Origin of the sequence: Neobacillus niacini, assembly GCF_031456445.1 — a bacterium.
In the GTDB taxonomy this organism is placed as follows: domain Bacteria; phylum Bacillota; class Bacilli; order Bacillales; family Cytobacillaceae; genus Neobacillus; species Neobacillus niacini_I.
In genome coordinates this window covers 25,508-43,393 of the sequence record NZ_JAVDUQ010000006.1, presented here as the reverse complement: position 1 = coordinate 43,393, position 17,886 = coordinate 25,508, and the positions used below count along the sequence as shown (strand labels likewise).

General features: G+C 38.3%; 15 protein-coding genes and 1 pseudogene. 14 read left to right on the top strand and 2 right to left on the bottom strand.

Features of this window, described 5'->3' with window-relative positions; all coding sequences use genetic code 11:
* From J2Y67_RS07945 to J2Y67_RS07915, 7 genes are all read left to right on the top strand, one after another.
* Nucleotides 1-654 (top strand): HlyD family secretion protein, encoded by a 654-nt coding sequence (locus tag J2Y67_RS07945; RefSeq protein ID WP_310172610.1) that lies wholly within the window; start codon nucleotides 1-3, stop codon nucleotides 652-654.
* Nucleotides 655-728: 74 nt separating this feature from the next.
* Nucleotides 729-2,525 carry a DHA2 family efflux MFS transporter permease subunit gene (locus J2Y67_RS07940; RefSeq protein ID WP_396954061.1) on the top strand — a complete coding sequence of 599 codons (1,797 nt, stop codon included), beginning with the start codon at nucleotides 729-731 and terminating at the stop codon, nucleotides 2,523-2,525.
* A 289-nt stretch (nucleotides 2,526-2,814) separates the two neighbouring features.
* Nucleotides 2,815-4,329 carry a long-chain-fatty-acid--CoA ligase gene (locus J2Y67_RS07935; protein WP_310172606.1) on the top strand — a complete coding sequence of 505 codons (1,515 nt, stop codon included), beginning with the start codon at nucleotides 2,815-2,817 and terminating at the stop codon, nucleotides 4,327-4,329.
* A 31-nt stretch (nucleotides 4,330-4,360) separates the two neighbouring features.
* A complete protein-coding gene (locus J2Y67_RS07930) occupies nucleotides 4,361-5,416 on the top strand; it encodes a TauD/TfdA family dioxygenase (RefSeq protein WP_310172604.1) in 1,056 nt (351 codons plus the stop codon).
* Between the two features lie 93 nt (nucleotides 5,417-5,509).
* Nucleotides 5,510-6,802 (top strand): MFS transporter, encoded by a 1,293-nt coding sequence (locus J2Y67_RS07925; RefSeq protein ID WP_310172601.1) that lies wholly within the window; start codon nucleotides 5,510-5,512, stop codon nucleotides 6,800-6,802.
* 168 nt (nucleotides 6,803-6,970) lie between these two features.
* Nucleotides 6,971-7,969 (top strand): TauD/TfdA family dioxygenase, encoded by a 999-nt coding sequence (locus J2Y67_RS07920; protein WP_310172598.1) that lies wholly within the window; start codon nucleotides 6,971-6,973, stop codon nucleotides 7,967-7,969.
* A 193-nt stretch (nucleotides 7,970-8,162) separates the two neighbouring features.
* Nucleotides 8,163-9,110: an alpha/beta hydrolase gene (locus J2Y67_RS07915; RefSeq protein WP_310172595.1), complete on the top strand. Its 948-nt coding sequence runs from the start codon at nucleotides 8,163-8,165 to the stop codon at nucleotides 9,108-9,110.
* 127 nt (nucleotides 9,111-9,237) lie between these two features.
* Here the strand turns inward: J2Y67_RS07915 and J2Y67_RS07910 are convergent, their stop codons facing one another.
* On the bottom strand, nucleotides 9,238-10,011 hold the full coding sequence (locus J2Y67_RS07910) for an SDR family NAD(P)-dependent oxidoreductase (protein ID WP_310172592.1): 774 nt from the start codon (nucleotides 10,009-10,011) through the stop codon (nucleotides 9,238-9,240).
* A gap of 538 nt (nucleotides 10,012-10,549) precedes the next feature.
* Here J2Y67_RS07910 and J2Y67_RS27940 point away from each other — a divergent pair.
* From J2Y67_RS27940 to J2Y67_RS07890, 3 genes and pseudogenes are all read left to right on the top strand, one after another.
* Nucleotides 10,550-11,599, top strand: a pseudogene (locus J2Y67_RS27940) (TauD/TfdA family dioxygenase).
* 176 nt (nucleotides 11,600-11,775) lie between these two features.
* Entirely contained in the window at nucleotides 11,776-13,065 is a 1,290-nt protein-coding gene (locus J2Y67_RS07895) for an MFS transporter (RefSeq protein WP_310172589.1), read from the top strand.
* Between the two features lie 33 nt (nucleotides 13,066-13,098).
* Nucleotides 13,099-13,263 (top strand): hypothetical protein, encoded by a 165-nt coding sequence (locus J2Y67_RS07890; protein ID WP_310172586.1) that lies wholly within the window; start codon nucleotides 13,099-13,101, stop codon nucleotides 13,261-13,263.
* A 102-nt stretch (nucleotides 13,264-13,365) separates the two neighbouring features.
* Here J2Y67_RS07890 and J2Y67_RS07885 read toward each other — a convergent pair whose 3' ends face one another.
* Nucleotides 13,366-14,271 (bottom strand): LysR family transcriptional regulator, encoded by a 906-nt coding sequence (locus tag J2Y67_RS07885; RefSeq protein WP_310172584.1) that lies wholly within the window; start codon nucleotides 14,269-14,271, stop codon nucleotides 13,366-13,368.
* Nucleotides 14,272-14,414: 143 nt separating this feature from the next.
* On the opposite strand from J2Y67_RS07885, the gene J2Y67_RS07880 reads away from it, so the two are divergent.
* The 4 genes from J2Y67_RS07880 to J2Y67_RS07865 all read left to right on the top strand — a co-directional run bounded on the left by J2Y67_RS07880 (nucleotide 14,415) and on the right by J2Y67_RS07865 (nucleotide 17,871).
* Nucleotides 14,415-15,203: an SDR family NAD(P)-dependent oxidoreductase gene (locus J2Y67_RS07880; protein WP_310172582.1), complete on the top strand. Its 789-nt coding sequence runs from the start codon at nucleotides 14,415-14,417 to the stop codon at nucleotides 15,201-15,203.
* Between the two features lie 188 nt (nucleotides 15,204-15,391).
* Nucleotides 15,392-15,868: a 2,4'-dihydroxyacetophenone dioxygenase family protein gene (locus J2Y67_RS07875; RefSeq protein WP_310172580.1), complete on the top strand. Its 477-nt coding sequence runs from the start codon at nucleotides 15,392-15,394 to the stop codon at nucleotides 15,866-15,868.
* 234 nt (nucleotides 15,869-16,102) lie between these two features.
* Entirely contained in the window at nucleotides 16,103-16,843 is a 741-nt protein-coding gene (locus J2Y67_RS07870; protein WP_310172578.1) for an SDR family NAD(P)-dependent oxidoreductase, read from the top strand.
* A gap of 263 nt (nucleotides 16,844-17,106) precedes the next feature.
* Nucleotides 17,107-17,871 carry an electron transfer flavoprotein subunit beta/FixA family protein gene (locus J2Y67_RS07865; RefSeq protein WP_310172575.1) on the top strand — a complete coding sequence of 255 codons (765 nt, stop codon included), beginning with the start codon at nucleotides 17,107-17,109 and terminating at the stop codon, nucleotides 17,869-17,871.
* Nucleotides 17,872-17,886: the final 15 nt, after the last annotated feature.

The window sequence follows — 17,886 nt, the reverse complement described above, 5'->3', positions numbered from 1 at the left end:
ATGAATGCGAAACGTTTACTATTAATCAACATTATTATGTTACTTGTTCTAGTTGGAGGAGGTTTTGGGATTTATGCCTATTATAATAAAACGGTCAATTATTTAACGACTGACAATGCCCAAATTGCCGGACAACAAGTAACGATTGCGGCAACAGCCAACGGTAAGCTAACAGATTGGAAAGGTAATGTTGGCGATCATTTTTCAAAAGATGATAAAGTTGGAACCATTACTACAACTGGTGCGGATGGAAAACCTGTCAAAATGAATGTGACACTTCCAACGGATGGAACAATGGTGCAAAGTAATGCCGTTCAAGATTCGTTTGTTGCCGCAGGTACGCCGCTTGCCCAAGTCTATAACTTAAATAAATTATGGGTAACAGCTAATATTGAAGAAACAAGTATTGATGAAATCGCAGTCGGGCAGGATGTTGATATTTATGTGGATGCTTTCCCTAATAGCACATTAAAGGGAAAAGTAAAACAAATCGGCTTAGCAACATCAGGAACTTTTTCATTATTACCAAGTACTAATACGACGGGTAATTACACAAAAGTTACACAGGTTGTTCCTGTAAAAGTATCCATTGATGATAATAAAGGTGTTGCAATTGTCCCTGGTATGAACGTAACCGTAAGAATTCATAAGTAGGTGATAAAATGTCCATATATATCACGGGTTATGTTATCTTAGCCATATTAGTGTTACTAATTATAAATTTTACAATGATCAAACAAAAAAAGCGGAACATGATTCAATCGAATAGGATGGATCAAGAGGGTAAGGAAAATCCTGCCCAAACAAAAATCAATGATGATGAATGGAAGGAAATAAGTAAAGAAACCGAAGAGATTCCGGCGAACACTCAGCAGGATTTATCCTATCAAGTCGAAGAAATGCTGGAGGATTCAGCGATTGCTGAACCGGCATTGGAATATGTCGTAGATGTTCAGCCAGAAGAAAATAGCAAGAAACGGAAAAAAGAAAAGGCTGCGGATAATAAGGAGAATTCAGGAACAGGAAAAGTGCTTGTCGCTTTAATGCTTGGTGCCTTTGTTGCGATTCTTAATCAAACCTTATTGAATGTTGCCATCCCGCATATTATGAATGATTTAGGTGTTTCAGCTAATACCGTTCAATGGCTCTCAACAGGTTATATGTTGGTCAATGGGATTGCGATTCCTGTTACGGCTTTCCTGATTGAGAAGTTTGGGACTAGGAAACTATTTATCTCTGCCATTCTTCTCTTCACATTAGGATCGTTAGTTTGTTCCTTGTCAGCCAACTTTAGTATGCTGATGGTCGGAAGAATTATCCAAGCATGCGGTGCGGGTATTATTATGCCCCTATTGATGACCGTGTTTTTCGCCTTATTTCCTCCGGAAAAGCGGGGAAAGGCGATGGGAATCATGGGAATCGTCATGATCTTTGCCCCAGCCATTGGTCCAACATTATCTGGGTGGTTGATTGGACATTATTCATGGAGATTACTGTTTGACATTGTCATTCCAATCGGAGTACTTGATTTAATTCTAAGTTTCTTGTGGATGAAGGACGTAACGAAAGTAACCAATCTGAAATTTGATTTTCCCGGATTTTTATTTTCAACCTTAGGTTTCGGCTTCTTATTATATGGATTTAGTGAGGCAGGAAATGATGGCTGGGACAGCGGTACCGTTATCGTTTCCTTAGCGATCGGAATTATTTCACTAGTCGCTTTTGTCTGGCGGGAATTAACCACTGAAAAGCCAATGCTGGATTTACGCGTCTTTAAATATGATATTTTCTCTTTAACGACCATCATTAGTATGATTGTGAACATGGCGATGTTCGGTGCAATGATCTTACTTCCGATTTATTTGCAAAATATTCGCGGTTATACGGCATTAGAATCAGGGCTATTGATGCTTCCAGGTGCCATCGTGATGGGAATTATGTCTCCTATTTCAGGCGCTCTTTTTGATAAAATCGGTGCAAGATGGCTGGCGGTTATCGGCTTAGCCATTACGGTCGTTACCACCTGGCAATTTACTAGTTTAAGTATGACAACTAGCTATAGCCATATCCTGTTTCTCTATGTCATGCGGATGTTTGGTATGTCCTTTATTATGATGACGGTTATGACAGAGGGACTAAACCAGCTGCCACGTCATCTTGGTGCACATGGAACAGCGGCCTCCAATACGGCTAGGCAAGTTGCTGGTAGTATTGGGACGGCGCTTCTTGTTACGGTCATGTCGACAAGGCAAGGGGTTCATTATGGTGACTTTACCAATACGGTCACAAGTGCAAATCCTTTTATCGCTGATAAATTTTCACAGTTTACGCAAGTCTTATCAGGTTACACCCACATTCCGGCTGCTGCAGGAAAACAGCTTACAACCTATTTGGTTTATGGGCAATCGATGCAGCAAGCGACTATTGACGGGATTAATGATTCGTTTATTGTGGCTACGGGAATTGCATTTGTCGCTTTAATATTAGCGTTCTTTATTAAACGTGCGAAGGTAAAAGAACAGTAAATGGATGGAGCAACTAGAAAAGGTTCTTTAACTAAGACCTTTTCTAGTTTTTTTCTTTTTTTACCCTGTACGAATGTGAAATAGATTTAATTAAGCCCCCACTTGATCAGCTAAGTAATGTTCACGGATTAATCTTCGCTTTATATTAGTGATATTTAATTACAAATTAAAATCTTTAATTTTATTTAATAAAAACTTATGAGTATACTGAGTGTAACAATATTAAAAATATTCACAATAGTTAGCATTCAAATGCTTTCTTGTGAGTAAAAGGAGTGAAAATTATTTAATGAATTATAATCTAGACGAAAATTTGAGGAGAAGTGCAAGTAAAAGCCCAGAAAGTATCGCGTATATCTTTGAACATCAAAGTGTTACGTATAAGGAATTAAATCAACAGGTAGAAAGGTTTACTGCTGGACTGGCTGCACAAGGAATTAGGAAGGGAGATGGAGTCGCTCTATTATTAGGAAATTGCCCCGAATTTCTTATTTCTTACTACGGTATTCTACGACTGGGTGCATTTGCTATTCCAATGAATCCGTTGTATAGCCAAGGCGAAATCAGCTACATATTAGACAATAGTCAAGCCAAAGCAGTCATTGCTCACGTATCTGTTGAACCAAAGTTATCAGATGTAAATAAACAATTGAAAAACCTTAAATTAGTAATTTACACAGATACTGAAAATCAAGAATGGACATGGGAACATTTGATGCAAATAGGCAATCCTTCTTTTGAAAGCCCTCCCATAGAGCAAGAAGATCTTGCAGTAATTCTATACACTTCTGGAACAACAGGGAAACCAAAAGGTGCAATGTTATCTCATCGAAATTTGGCTTCAAATGCAGAATCTATTTCAAACTTACTTGAAATCAATGATAAAGATCGTGTAGTTGCTGTTCTGCCAATGTTTCATGTTTTCTGTATGACTGTATGTCTAAATGCACCAATTGCTTGCGGAGCAACGGTTTTGATTCAACCCAAATTCAGCCCTCTAGATGTGGTCAGTACCATTAGAGAAAGAAATGCAACAGTATTTGCTGGAGTTCCTACGATGTACAATTTTCTTATTCAATTGCCTGAAGCATCTGCGGAAGATTTTTTATCAATTCGCTTATGTATCTCAGGAGGGGCTTCGATTCCGTTCGAACTTCTTCAAAAATTTGAAAGCAAGTTTAACGTATTTATTTTGGAAGGGTATGGTCTTTCGGAAACTGCTCCTCTCGTCACGATCAATCCTCTAAAGGGAATCCGAAAACCTGGCTCAATCGGTCTAAATATTCCGGCTGTAAAAAGTAAAGTAGTGGATGAGTACGGAAAAGAAGTGTTAAGGGGAGAAGTCGGGGAATTGGTTGTTCAAGGTCCAAATGTCATGAGGGGATACGTGAGGATGCCCGAAGCTACATCAACCGCCCTAAAAGATGGATGGTTTTATACAGGTGATCTAGCAACAATGGATGAAGAAGGATACATCTATATCGTTGATCGTAAGAAGGATATGATTATAGTTGGCGGATACAATGTATATCCTCGTGAGGTGGAAGAAGTCCTCTATCAACATCCTGCTGTTATAGAGGCTGCTGTGGTTGGAGTTCCCGATGGTGCATACGGAGAAAGCGTAAAAGCTATTGTGGTAGTGAAGGATGAGCAGATTACGATGAATGACATTATCCAATTCTGTCAAGATAGACTTGTAAAGTACAAGATTCCTAAAAAAGTAGAATTTTTTAAAGAGTTACCTAAAAACTCAACGGGGAAAATTTTACGCAGAGAGCTAAGACAACTAACAGAAGTTAAGTAAGAAATAACAATATTTTAAAGGAGGATTATTTATGTCATCGATTTTAAAGGGAAAAGTGAAAGGAACTGTCGCGTGGAAAGGAATGGATCTAGCTAAAGATGATTCATGGGTTTACTATTTGTCCGAGGAATCGATTGCATCTCTAGAAAGCGCTTTAGTTCATGTAAAACAAAAGGGTTTAAAAGCACCTGATTTTATCAAAGAGGACTTCCTGATTCCAGATCTATCTGAAGAAATCGCTTACTTTGTTGAAGAGCTGGAGAATGGGAGAGGGTTCCTATTAATTCGCGGATTACCTATTGAAAGGTATACAGATGAAGAAGCAAGCATCATTTATTGGGGTCTCGGACTTCACATTGGCATTCCGGTATCGCAAAACGCAAATGGTGACCTCTTAGGGCACGTCAAAGATCAAGGTCTTAGTTTAGAAAATTCTAATGTACGCGGTTACCAAACGAAACTGCATCTTCCATTTCATGCTGATGGATCTGATGTTGTTGGATTATTAAGCCTGCGTAAAGGGAAATCTGGTGGCCACAGCAGTATCATCAGCTCGATGACTGTTTATAATGAAATTCTAGAGAAGAACCCAGAATATCTAGGGATTCTCTGTCGTCCATTTAATTTTGATCGTCGTGGAGAGGAAGCGCCAGGAGAATCTCCAGTATTTACATCACCAATCTTTAATTATTATGATGGTAAACTGAGCTCCAGATATGTCCGCTTATTTATCGAATCAGCACAAGCGAAAACAGGTATTCAATTATCAAAAGTGGAAATTGAAGCATTAGACTTACTGGATTCACTTCTTCATGATGAGAAGTTACATTATAACATGATGCTGGAGCCGGGGGATATGCAATTCGTCAATAATTATACGATTCTTCACTCACGTACTCAATACGAAGATTATGAAGAACCGGATCGAAAACGTCATTTATTAAGATTGTGGCTCACGATGCCAAATGGCAGGGAAATTTCCCCGGATTTTGCAATGTTTATTGATGAGAATACGGGGAAACCAGGCCGCGGTGGTGTACCTGTACGTAAACAAACATCTGGCGGTATTGTGGAAACCTTGAAGTAATTTTTTGTAAAACTTTTTGTAAGAACAAGTGGGAACACCTTTTCAGAGTTCAGGAAAAGGTGTTCCTTATATAGGGAAATGTGGGGAGATTAAATGACAAGCACTCCAAAATATTCTTGGATTATCTTATTATTTCTAGTTATTAGCGGGATGATCAACCAAGTGGATAAAATAATTATTGGTTTGGCTTCCGTTCCTTTAATGAAAGAGTTACATTTAAGTCCATCGCAATGGGGAGTTGTAGGAAGTTCTTTTTTTTGGTTCTTTACCTTCTCCTCTATTATTCTTGGCGGCATGGCCGATTCAAAAAACACGAAAAAAATGTTAACTTGGATGTCGTTGATTTGGTTGATAGTTCAATTTTTTACCCCTTTCGTTAGCAGTTTGTCTATGCTTGTGTTAACCAGAATGATTTTGGGAGCTAGTGAAGGTCCTGCCCCCGCTTTATCTACGGTAATTATGGGAAAATGGTTTCCGAAACATAGGCATGGCATCGGCTTTGGTGCAGTTCTATTAGGAACGACAGGGGGATCTGCGATCGCTTCTCCATTATTAATCTCCTTAATTGATCATTATGGATGGAGATCTGCATTTATAGCGATGGGGATTCTGGGACTGATTGTGTTAGTTTCATGGATGATCTTCGGTAAAGAAAGTCCACAAGAAATCGGCTCGCCTTCGATACAGCAAAAGGAGCAGCAATCAACCAGCCTCTCTAAAGTTTCTTGGAGTCAGTTTCTTCCGCATCTATTATCTAAAAATTTTATTTTGACTGTTTTGTGCGGGGGGTGTGCCTATTGGTTATTGTCCGTACAAGCGGTTTGGCTTCCTGCCTATTTTACCAAGATTCAACAGTTTAATGGTCAAACATTAAAATTAGCCGTGTCTTTACCTTTTCTTTTTGCAGCCCTTTGCCAATTAGGATTTTCCATTCTATCAGATCGGCTCTATCGTAAAACCAGAGATATTCGTAAAGCAAGAATAAATCTTGCCGGTATAATGATGATGTTATCCGCTCTATGCATATACCTAGCAAATGCCGCGAATTCCACAGCGATGTCCATATTGTTCTTCACCCTTGCTCCGGGTTTTGCGTATGTCATCCTTTCACTCGCACCCGCAATATTGATGGAGTTTTTTTCTCCCCAAAATATTGGAAAAGCACAAGGGACGTTCATTGCACTTGCGAGTACTACAAGTATTATTGCTCCACTCGTATTTGGCTATCTTATTCAAAATGCAGCGACTGAAGCTATTGGATACGGATACGCATTTCAAGCCTCTTCTATAGGGATGCTCATTATCGGATTATTGTTTTGGATCGGTGTACGTCCCGCAAAGGAAAGCCAAACAATAATTGAAGCAGAGGAGCAAGTGAGTATTTAAGAGATATAAAGGTAGATTGAAAGATTCTTAGTAAGTTTTATATTAGTCTAACTTAATAATAAGCTATAAATGATAATTTCATTTAATTAATAATTATATGTGCTATGAATGATAATTCGCAACAGTCGGTCAAATTCAGGAAATGACCAAAATAAAGGAGGAGTATTTATGTCAGTCATTTTAAAGGAAAAAATTCAAGGGCGTTCAGCGTGGAAAGGTATCGAACTAGCAAAAGATGATTCATGGATTTATTATTTGTCAGAGAATACTCTTGAAGCTCTTGACAAGGCTGTATTACATGTTCAACAAAAAGGGTTAAAGGCACCCAATTTTAACAAGGTGGATTTCCCAATTCCTGATCTCGCTGACGAAATCACATACTTTGTTGACGAGCTGGAGAATGGAAGAGGGTTTCTTTTGATTCGCGGATTGCCAATGGAACGGTATACTGACGAAGAAGCAAGCATCATTTACTGGGGAATCGGACTTCACCTAGGCCTACCGATCATCCAAAGCAAAAAAGGGGACCTATTAGGCCATATCAAAAACATAGGTCACGACTTTAATGATAATACAAAAGTACGTGGTTACCAAACAAATGTACATCTCGACTATCACACAGATCTCGCTGATGTAGTCGGATTACTATGTCTTCGTAAAGCGAAATCTGGCGGTTTAAGCAGTATTGCAAGTGCCATGTCTATCTATAATGAAATTCTGGAGAAGCATCCAGAGTACCTTGAAAATCTCTATCTTCCATTTGCCCATGATCTTCGAGGGGAAGAAGCACTAGGTCAATCTCCTGTAGTTCAATCACCGATCTTTAGCTATTACGAAGGCAAATTAAGCTGCAGATATATTCGCCAATATGTGGAATCAGCACAAACGAAAACAGGTATCTCTTTGTCGAAAGAGGAAATCGAAGCATTTGATTTTATAGATTCCCTTACTCATGATAAAAACTTTCATATTGATATGATGATGGAACCGGGTGATATGCAATTCGTTAATAATTATACCGTTTTTCATTCACGTACACTATTTGAAGATTATGAAGAAGATGACCGCAAACGTCATTTATTAAGATTGTGGCTCATGATGCCAAATGGCCGAAAAATTGCTTCAGATTTCGAGTTTTATATCGGTGGAGCACCTGTAACTAGATAAGCAATTCGTGGCATTTAAAAGCCCTTGTTTCTTATATACGCTGTATGGTGATTTTTTTCATCGAAAAATGGTGAATAAAATCACCATTTTATGTATATCAAAATGAAACTAATGTAAGGGTATCAAGGCCGGAATAAAGGTTTAGGATATAGCCGTGTTAATTTAAAATATATGGAAGCGAGGATGTTGTTTCGTGGCAAATTTAGATCCGCAAGCAGAAAAATATTTACAAGCATTTAATCAGATGCCCCCAATTCATACGATGGATCCAAAGACTGTAAGAGAGATGCTTTCAAAAACACCACGCCCTGCTGTAAAATTAGATCCGCTTTCAAGGGTAAAGAATTTGATGATACCGGTAAGCCAAGATGAAGAAATCAAATGTAGGGTATACATTCCGGAAGGGCAAGGCCCCTTTCCTCTATTTATATATTACCATGGTGGAGGATGGGTTCTGGGAGACATTGAATCCACGGATGCGAGCTGCCGGATGATAGCTATTAGGACGGATTGTATTGTTGTATCTGTAAACTATCGTCTTGCTCCGGAGTATAAGTTCCCGACACCGGTCGAAGACGCTTATGCGGCATTGGAATGGGTTTACGAAAAAGGGTCGTCTTTTAACGGAGATGTTACTAGATTGGTAGTAGGAGGGGATAGCGTGGGGGGAAATCTGGCGACTGTTGTAACGATGATGGCGAGAGACAAAAAAGGTCCCGACATCGCTGCACAGGTCCTAATTTACCCTCCGACAAACCTTGAGTTCAATACGGAATCTCATCAAACCTTTGCAAAAGGGTTTGGTCTGGATCGCGAACAGCTGATTTGGTTCCGTGATCATTATTTAGGGAATGAAGAGGACAGGTGTAATAAGTATGCTTCCCCCTTGGTTGCTCAAGATTTAAGTGGTCTCCCGCCAGCAATTGTGATTACGGCAGAAAATGATGTGCTCCGGGATGAAGGAATGGCGTATGCTGAACGTCTGAAAAAATTTGATGTGTATGTTGAATATGTATGTGAACCGGGTATGGTCCACGGATTTTTTGCCCACATGGCCATTTTTTCAAAGAACATTGAATCAACTGTTTCTAAGATCGAGAAGTTCTTGAGTACCGTAAAATATAAAATAGGGATAGATTGAAAGAAAATGTTCAAAATGAAGCGAGCCTCAGAATTTCGTGAGGCTCGTTTTTTTAATTAACCTGTTTATTTTTTAAATGGAAAATTATTGATAATATAGAAAAAGTAACGATATCAACCCTAGGCCTTTAGTAATAAACGGTATTTCCAATTCCGCCGGTTACCGAGACGACATCGCCTGTAATCGATGCCGATAAAGGTGAGGCGAGAAAGGTTACGACATAAGCAATTTCCTCGGGTGTAATCAAGCGGCCAAGTGAATTCAATGCTGCTGCCTGGCGTTTAGCCTCTTCGTTCGTGATTTGGTTTTTAAACGTTTCCGTCTCGACGATCCCTGGATAAACAGCATTGACAGTAATTCCGTGCTTTCCTAATTCTATTGATGCGGATTTTGTCATATGGACAACAGATGCATTACGAGGACCGGAACTAAAATAATTGCCGCCAATTCTGGCTGCCAGACCACTTATATTGATGATACGTCCCCAATTATTATTGATCATATAAGGAGCAACAGCCCGGATACAACGAAAATAGCCCATATACTTTTCTTCAAAATCTTTCAAGATAAGTTCATCTTTAATGCTGTTAAAATCCTCTGGCTCATGGCCGCCAACACGGGCTCCACTGTTGATTAAAATATCAATGCTTCCCATTTCTGCAGCTGATTTTTCAACTAAATTTAAGATAGAGTCAGGATCCGTGGTATTTGCCACAATCGGATAAATATTTCTTTTTGTTTCTTGGGATAATTCCTCTGCTGCAGCCTTTAGAGAGGATTCGTTTCTTGAACAAATCGTACAATCTACACCTTCCAAAGCCAACTGGCGGGCAATGGCTTTACCAATCCCTCTGCTTCCTCCTACTATAAGTGCTTTTTTTCCAGATAAATTTAAGTCCATAGATAAAACCTCCTAATTTTTTTTATACGCTGTACGAATAAGGTCAAGTGGTATTTTTTGAATATTAATGCATTTATATTTGTGATTTTACCTGTAAATTGAATTAATATAAAATTAAAAATTTTAACTTGTAAATAAGTTTTACTAATATAAAAAGGAAAACTATTTTGTTAATAAAGAAAATAGAACTAAAACAATAGTAAAATGTATTGGTTTTATATATTTTGTTAAACCAAATTGGCCCCTAAGGGGGATTTTCATATGGATGATCATGTCTGAAAGCTGTTTTTGCTTCTTGTATATAAATAAAATTTAATTATATATTAAAATTTTTAATTTTATTTAACTGAATTTTATGAATATAATTAATATAACAATAGTTAATACAGTCACAATAGTAGTTATAGAAAGCGCTTCCACGTATAGGGAGGGGGTAATGAAGTATAGGCTTCCTAGATAAGTAGAAATATATAAAAGGGATTACCAAAGAAAAACAAGGAGATTTAAACGTTTCATTAGAAAACGAAGGAGGAATTCGATGCCATCTATTTTAAAGGAAAAAGTTTTAGGGCCAACAGCATGGAAAGGTATTGACCTAGCTAAAAATGAATCATGGATTTATTATTTGACGGAGAAAACGATTTTCTCACTTGAGAATGCTTTATTTCATGTTAAACAAAAGGGTTTAAAAGCACCTAATTTTAACAAGGAGGATTTCCCAATTCCTGATCTCGCTGATGAAATCGCTTACTTTATTGACGAGTTGGAGAATGGAAAGGGGTTTCTATTAATCCGTGGCTTACCAATAGAACGGTATATGGAAGATGAAGTGAGCATCATTTACTGGGGTCTCGGAGTTCACTTAGGAATCCCGGTAACGCAAAACGCAAAAGGTGATCTATTAGGGCATGTCATTAACCAAGGGTTAGATATTAATGATTCAAATGTACGCGGTTATCAAACGAATGCACACCTTCCCTTTCACCCAGATGGATCTGATGTAGTCGGATTGTAAAGTCTTCGAAAAGCAAAATCTGGTGGATACAGCAGTATAGTAAGTTCGATGGCTGTTTACAACGAAATTCTGGAGAAGTACCCGGAGTACCTTGAAATTCTCTATCGTCCATACTTCATTGATCGTCGCGGTGAGGAAGCACAAGAAGAATCTCCAGTATATTCATCACCCGTTTTTAGTTATTACAAAGGTAAATTAAGCTGCAGATATAATCGAGGATATGTAGAATCTGCACAAGTGAAGACAGGTATCTATTTATCAAAAGTAGAAATAGAAGCATATGACTTAATGGATTCTCTTCTTCACGATGCAAACATGCATATTGATATGATGATGGAACCCGGTGATATGCAATTCGTTAATAATTATACCGTTCTTCATTCACGGACTGTATACGAAGATTATGAAGAACCTGAACGTAAACGTCATTTATTAAGATTATGGCTCACGATGCCAAATGGCCGTGAAATTGCCCCTGATTTCGCTATGTTTATTGATGAGAAATCAGGTAAAGTGGGTCGCGGTGGTATTCCTGTGCGTGAAAAAACAGCTGGTGGAATTTCAGAAAGATAAGGTAATGAATGGATTTTTTAAACAATATCAGGAGTTTAGCAGTAAACAAAAACCCAATAAGGTTACCTTGATTAACTGTTTCATTAGAACACCAATTGATTCATGTGATGGGAGTACCTTTTAATTTTCTAAAAAAGGTTTTCCTTAAATAGAAGAAGTAAGGGGAGAATTTTAAATTGAAAACTCCAAAATATTCTTGGGTTATACTATTAATTCTTGTCGCTTCCGGTATGATCAACCAAGTTGATAAAGTCATCATTGGTTTAGTTTCCGTTCCCTTAATGAAAGAGTTACATTTAAGTCCTTCACAATGGGGAGTTATTGGAAGTTCCTTCTTTTGGTTCTTTACTTTTTCCTCTTTCATTCTTGGAGGCATGGCCGACTCCAAAAACACGAAAAAAATGTTTGTTTGGATCTCTTTTGTCTGGTTGATTGTTCAAATTTCCACACCATTTGTTACTAGTCTTTCTTTATTAATGTTTACAAGAATGATCTTAGGAGCAGGAGAAGGTCCAGCTGTTGCAATATCAACGTCTTTAATAGGAAAATGGTTTCCTAAACATAGACATGGTATAGGTTTTGGTGCTGTTCTCTTTGGGGCAACAATTGGACCTGCAATTGCTTCGCCATTATTAATCTCCTTAATCACTCAATATGGATGGAGATCTGCTTTTATTGCCATGGGGATTGTTGGACTTATTGTCCTAATTTTATGGGTGATTTTCGGAAAAGAAAGCCCAGAAGAAATTGGGCTTCCTACAGTTGATCAAGATGAAACACAATCATTAATTCTCTCTAAAGTTACTTGGCGTCAGTTTCTTCCGCATCTTTTTTCAAAAAATTTTATTTTTACCGTTTTGTGTGCAGGGAGTGCTTATTGGCTATTGTCCGTTCAGGCGGTTTGGTTCCCTGCATACTTTACCAAAATACTACATTTTAAAGCAGAAACACTAAAACTGGCTGTTTCATTACCATTTCTATTTGCAGCCATCAGCCAAATTGGATTTGCCCTACTATCAGATCGACTTTATCACAAAACAGGAGATATTCGTAAGGCACGGATAAATCTTGCAGGTTTTTCAACAGTGCTTTCCGCTATTTGTTTATTTCTTGCAAATACCGTGAATTCAACTGGTTTATCCATACTGTTTTTTACCCTTGCACCAGGGTTTGGAATTGTCATTCTGTCACTGGCACCCGCGATGTTAATGGACTTTTTTTCACCCAAAAACATCGGAAAAGCACAAGGGACCTATGTTGCGCTTTCTAGTTCCACAAGTATTATTGCTCCACTCGTTTTCGGATATTTAATTCAATATGCATCAAATCAATCAAAAGGATACCATTATGGGTTTCATGTAACTTCTTTAGGGATGTTCATGATTGGTTTATTGTTTTGGATCACTGTAAGAGATACAAACCGAAAACATGTGACAATAAAGGCAGAGGAACAAGTGAGTGTTTAAAAAACATTTTTGATAGATTGAGGAGGGAATGGAATGTGTAAATCTGAAATGGAGGCTGCAGGAATGGATTGCTGTGTTTATTGTAATGAGGAATTAGCAATTATGGAGCGAAACCGCAGTCGTGTTGGGGATGTCAGGAAAAGATGTCAGAGACCTACACGGATGATTGAAGGAGATAGACTAAAAACTCCAATATAAAACTAAAACTATTAATCTTACTTATTCCTGTTTGAACTAGATCCATGAAAAAAGAGAAGCCTGGCGTCCACTTGGGTAGAAGAGGCTCCTCTTTTTTTCATCTTAACTCTTAATAATTTCGGATTTTAGATAATGAACATATTTGTTGGCAAAGGTGGATAAATGTTTATTCTCTGAACGAGCCAACCCTAAAGAAATATTGACAGCCCCATGATTCATCAATTCAATTGGAATGATATCCCCATTAATGACAGGGGGATAGTTTTTCATTACAAAATCAGGCGCAAATGTTATAGCCAGACTTTCAATGATGGCTTGACCAACTCCGTCCATATTATTCGATGTAAATAGGGTTTTCATGGGCTTATATTTGTTAAAGAAATTCTGAACAAAATACTGCATAATTTCACCGTTATATGTAACAAGAGTTTGATCAAGTATCTCTTCAGGTGTTATGGTACCAAGAAACGCCAGAGGAGAATGTTTAGAAACATATACTTTCTGTTTCCCTTCGATCAGTGCTTCAAATGCTATTCCTTCCATATTAATGTTTAAATCGGAGGAATGCGTAATCAGCCCGATGTCGGTCTTGTGCTGTCGAACCGCTTCAATTACATCAGATCCACTTTTTTCGGTGACATCAAGATTTACGTGTGGATAATCATGTCTAAAGGCGGCTATAGCTTTTACCAGGAATGTCATTAATCCTGGTAAAGATGAAATTTTTAGTTCACCCACATCCGTTGAATTGAATAGGTTGGCTGTCTCTTTTATTTCTTCAAGTTTTTTTTGTACTTCGTAGGCCAGTTTTAAAATGACTCTACCTTCATCGGTTGGTACAGCACCGTGTCCACGTGAGCGCTTAAGAATTTTAAGTCCTAACTCCTTCTCTAAGTTGGTAATGGACTGGCTGATTGTGGATTGAGTCACATGGAGATTCTGTCCAGCTATAGAAAGAGAACTGTATTTAGCCACTTCAACAATATATAGTAATTGTTCAATGTTCATGAATGTACCCCTTTTTGAATATTAGCAATACTTATTTGCACTTTAAAATCTTTAATTTTATTTAATTATAATTTATTAGTATAATCATAATCAATAAGATTTTTAAAATATTTGAATATTCTTATTTCGAAAGGAGTTTTTGTATGTCGTCAAAACAATTATTTGATTTAACAGGGCAGACAGCAATGGTTACCGGAGGTGGTAGCGGGTTAGGACGTGTAATGGCACTTGCGTTGGCTGAGGCTGGTGCGAATGTGGTAGTTTGTTCGCGTCGTCTTGAGGTTTGCAAAGAAGTAGTGAAAGAAATCGAGGCGTTAGGAAGACAAGCACTTGCCATATCATTGGATGTAACAGCTCCGGAATCTGTCGTTCAAGCTGTGGAAAAAGCCGTTTCTTATTTTGGAAAGGTCGAAATTTTAGTTAACAGCAGCGGAACAGTTTTTGAAACGCCTGCAACAGAAATGCCTTTAGAACAATGGCAATCAATGCTTAACACGAATGTGACAGGAACATTCTTAATGTGTCAGGCAGTTGGAAAACATATGATCAATAACGAATACGGTAAAATCATTAACATTTCTTCTAGTATCGGCTTTAAAGGTGTTGACCCTGAAGCTGTAGATTCCGTCGGATATACAACAAGTAAGGGTGCAGTTATGACATTAACGAAGGATCTTGCAGTAAAATGGGGCCGACATGGAGTGTATGTAAATTCCATTGCTCCTGGAGTTTTTACCACTGGAATGAATAACCCAGAAATACCGGGTACACTTGTCCATAAAGCTGGCCCGATCATTGCCTCGCAAGTCCCAGTAAGAAGGTTGGGCAGAGACGATGATTTAACAGGTGCACTCCTTTATTTTGCTTCAGCAGCGTCTGATTATTGTACGGGACAAATATTGGTGCTTGATGGGGGACTTGGGTCTAAGTAAATTTCATCCAATTAACTTGACTTCGCACATTAATTTTAATTAATTACAAGTAAAAAATATCAATTTTACTTAACTAATAATTAAGAATATACTGAAATTAATAAATTCGAAAAAGTTAATTAGCTGTCTTATGTAAGCGTTAACAGGATGCGAATTTTAAAAAACATACAGTGGAAGAGGGGATTTTAGTGAGTAATGTAAAAGATGTAAAAGAAGTAGCAGCTTATCATGCCGGTAATGTTAGTGTAGATGATTTGCCTTGGATTCCTTATTTTGGAGATGCAAAATTTAAATTGCTTAAAGCCAACCCTGTGACAGGACAGACAATTACGTTATTATATGTTCCTGCGAAAATGCAGCTTCCAGCCCATTTCCATCCTGGATCAGTCATTGTATATACTGTCCAAGGGACTTGGAGATATCTTGAGGAGCCTTGGATTTCCAAACCTGGTGACATGGTTTATGAGCCTGCCGGATCCAAACATACACCTACAGCTGTAGGGGATGAAGATGTTATTACCTTCAATATTGTGGAAGCAACGCTAGACTATATAGGTGAGAACGGAGAAATTCTTGCCAGAGATAATTGGGAGTCATTCCTGAAAAGATACTATGACCATTGCGCGGCTGAAGGTATTGAAGCAATCGATGTAACTAAATTTTAAATGATAGATTCGTAAAATAAGAGAAGCCCAGCGTCTAGGTATGACGTAGATGCTTCTCTTTTTTTCTTTCTATTTATATTAGTGAAATTTATTTATAAATTAAAATTTTTAATTTTATTTAATTATTACTTATTAGTATAATCAATAACATAATATGATTTTAAACATTTCGAATATTCGAAATGTTCGATAATAGCTAACTTGCATAAATAATCTATGGAGGACAAAAGACAGATGCCAACAGAAACGGTTTTGATAACAGGTGCTACAAAAGGGATTGGTTTAGAATTCACTAAAATTTTCGCATGCAAAGGCTATAACTTGGTGTTGGTTGCCAGAGACGCAAAGTTGTTGGGAATCCACGCCCAGAATTTAAAAAAGGATTATGGTACGCAAGTGAATACTTTTGCGGGCGATTTGAGCAGCCATACAACGGTAGAGAGCTTGCATCGATACTTGAAAAGCGAAGGAATCGACATCGATATTTTGATTAATAATGCAGGGGCTGGCGGATTAGGGTTGATGACGGAATTGGATATTCATAAAGAAATGGAATACCTGCAGCTCAACATGATCTCACTCACGTATTTAACCAGACTTATTGCGGATGACATGGTGAAACGAAAGCAAGGTAAAATTTTGAACGTGGCTTCAACAGCAGCCTTTCAGCCAACTCCACGGATGTCGATGTATGGGGCAAGCAAATCCTACGTCTTATTCTTTACGGAGGCAATTGCCGAAGAACTTAAAGGAACTGGAGTTCAAGTTTGTGTATTATGTCCCCCTTCTACCAAAACGCCGCTCACGCAAGGATTGGCAGCAACAGGAACAAAAATTTTCATTAAGAACTTGATGGACCCGCAATCAGTTGCCAAATGCGGATTTGACGGGTTAATGAAGAATAAAACGGTGATCATCCCAGGCTTTAAAAATAAACTCATGGCTAAATCTGTGGGATTGCTGCCAAGGAAATAGGTAACCATCTATACCCGAAAGCTTATCGAGCAAAAAGTGTAAATAGCCATAGAATTCCCATCCTTAAAAGGGTAGGAGTTTTTACAGGTATCCTCCGGATGCATAGGGAACACAGAGAAAAATGAAAAACTTTTAATAAGAGGACAGCCGCGTTCCAAAGGACAAACTTTTGGGACAAGTGGGTGAAGGGTTCAAGATTGCGTTGAAGACATTAGACGGAGGTCGGAACCAGAGTGCGTTTTAGTAGTGAAGGGGATAAAAAAATGAACATAATTGTTTTGTTGAAACAAACATTCGATACGGAAGAGAAAATTGTACTCGAAATGGGCACCGTTAGGGAAGAAGGGGGAAACTTCATCATTAATCCTTACGATGAATATGCGATTGAAGCAGCAATTCGCTTACGCGAAGAACAGGGAGGGGAAGTAACGGTAATCACTGTAGGACCGGAACGAGCAGAGAATGTGTTGCGTACGGCGCTTGCAATGGGTGCAGATAAAGCGGTTATCGTTAATAGCGAAGATTTAAATCTTGATGAATACTGTACAGCCAAAATTCTTGCAGTTGTTATTAAAAACAGTGAATTTGACATCATATTTGGCGGTAATGTTGCAGTGGACTATGGAAGTGGACAAATAGGGCCGCGCCTTGCAGAGGAACTCAATATTCCACAAGTGACGTTGATTACAAATCTTGAGATTGATGGAAACGAGGCGGTAATCGAGCGTGACGTTGAAGGAGATAAAGAGATTGTTTTGGTATCTCTTCCAGTATTGGTTACAGCGCAACAGGGGTTAAATGAACCACGTTATCCCTCACTGCCTGGCATCATGAAAGCGAAGAAAAAACCAATCGAGTGGCTGGAGATTGATGATTTAAATCTCGATGACATTCTAGAGGTTAAGACTATTTCTACTGAGACATATTTTCCGACGAAGAAAGGAGCAGGCCGTATCCTAAACGGGGATATCAAAGATCAAGTTTCTGTGCTGGCAGCACTTCTACGCAGTGAAGCGAAGGTAATCTAAGCTCTTGGGAGGACA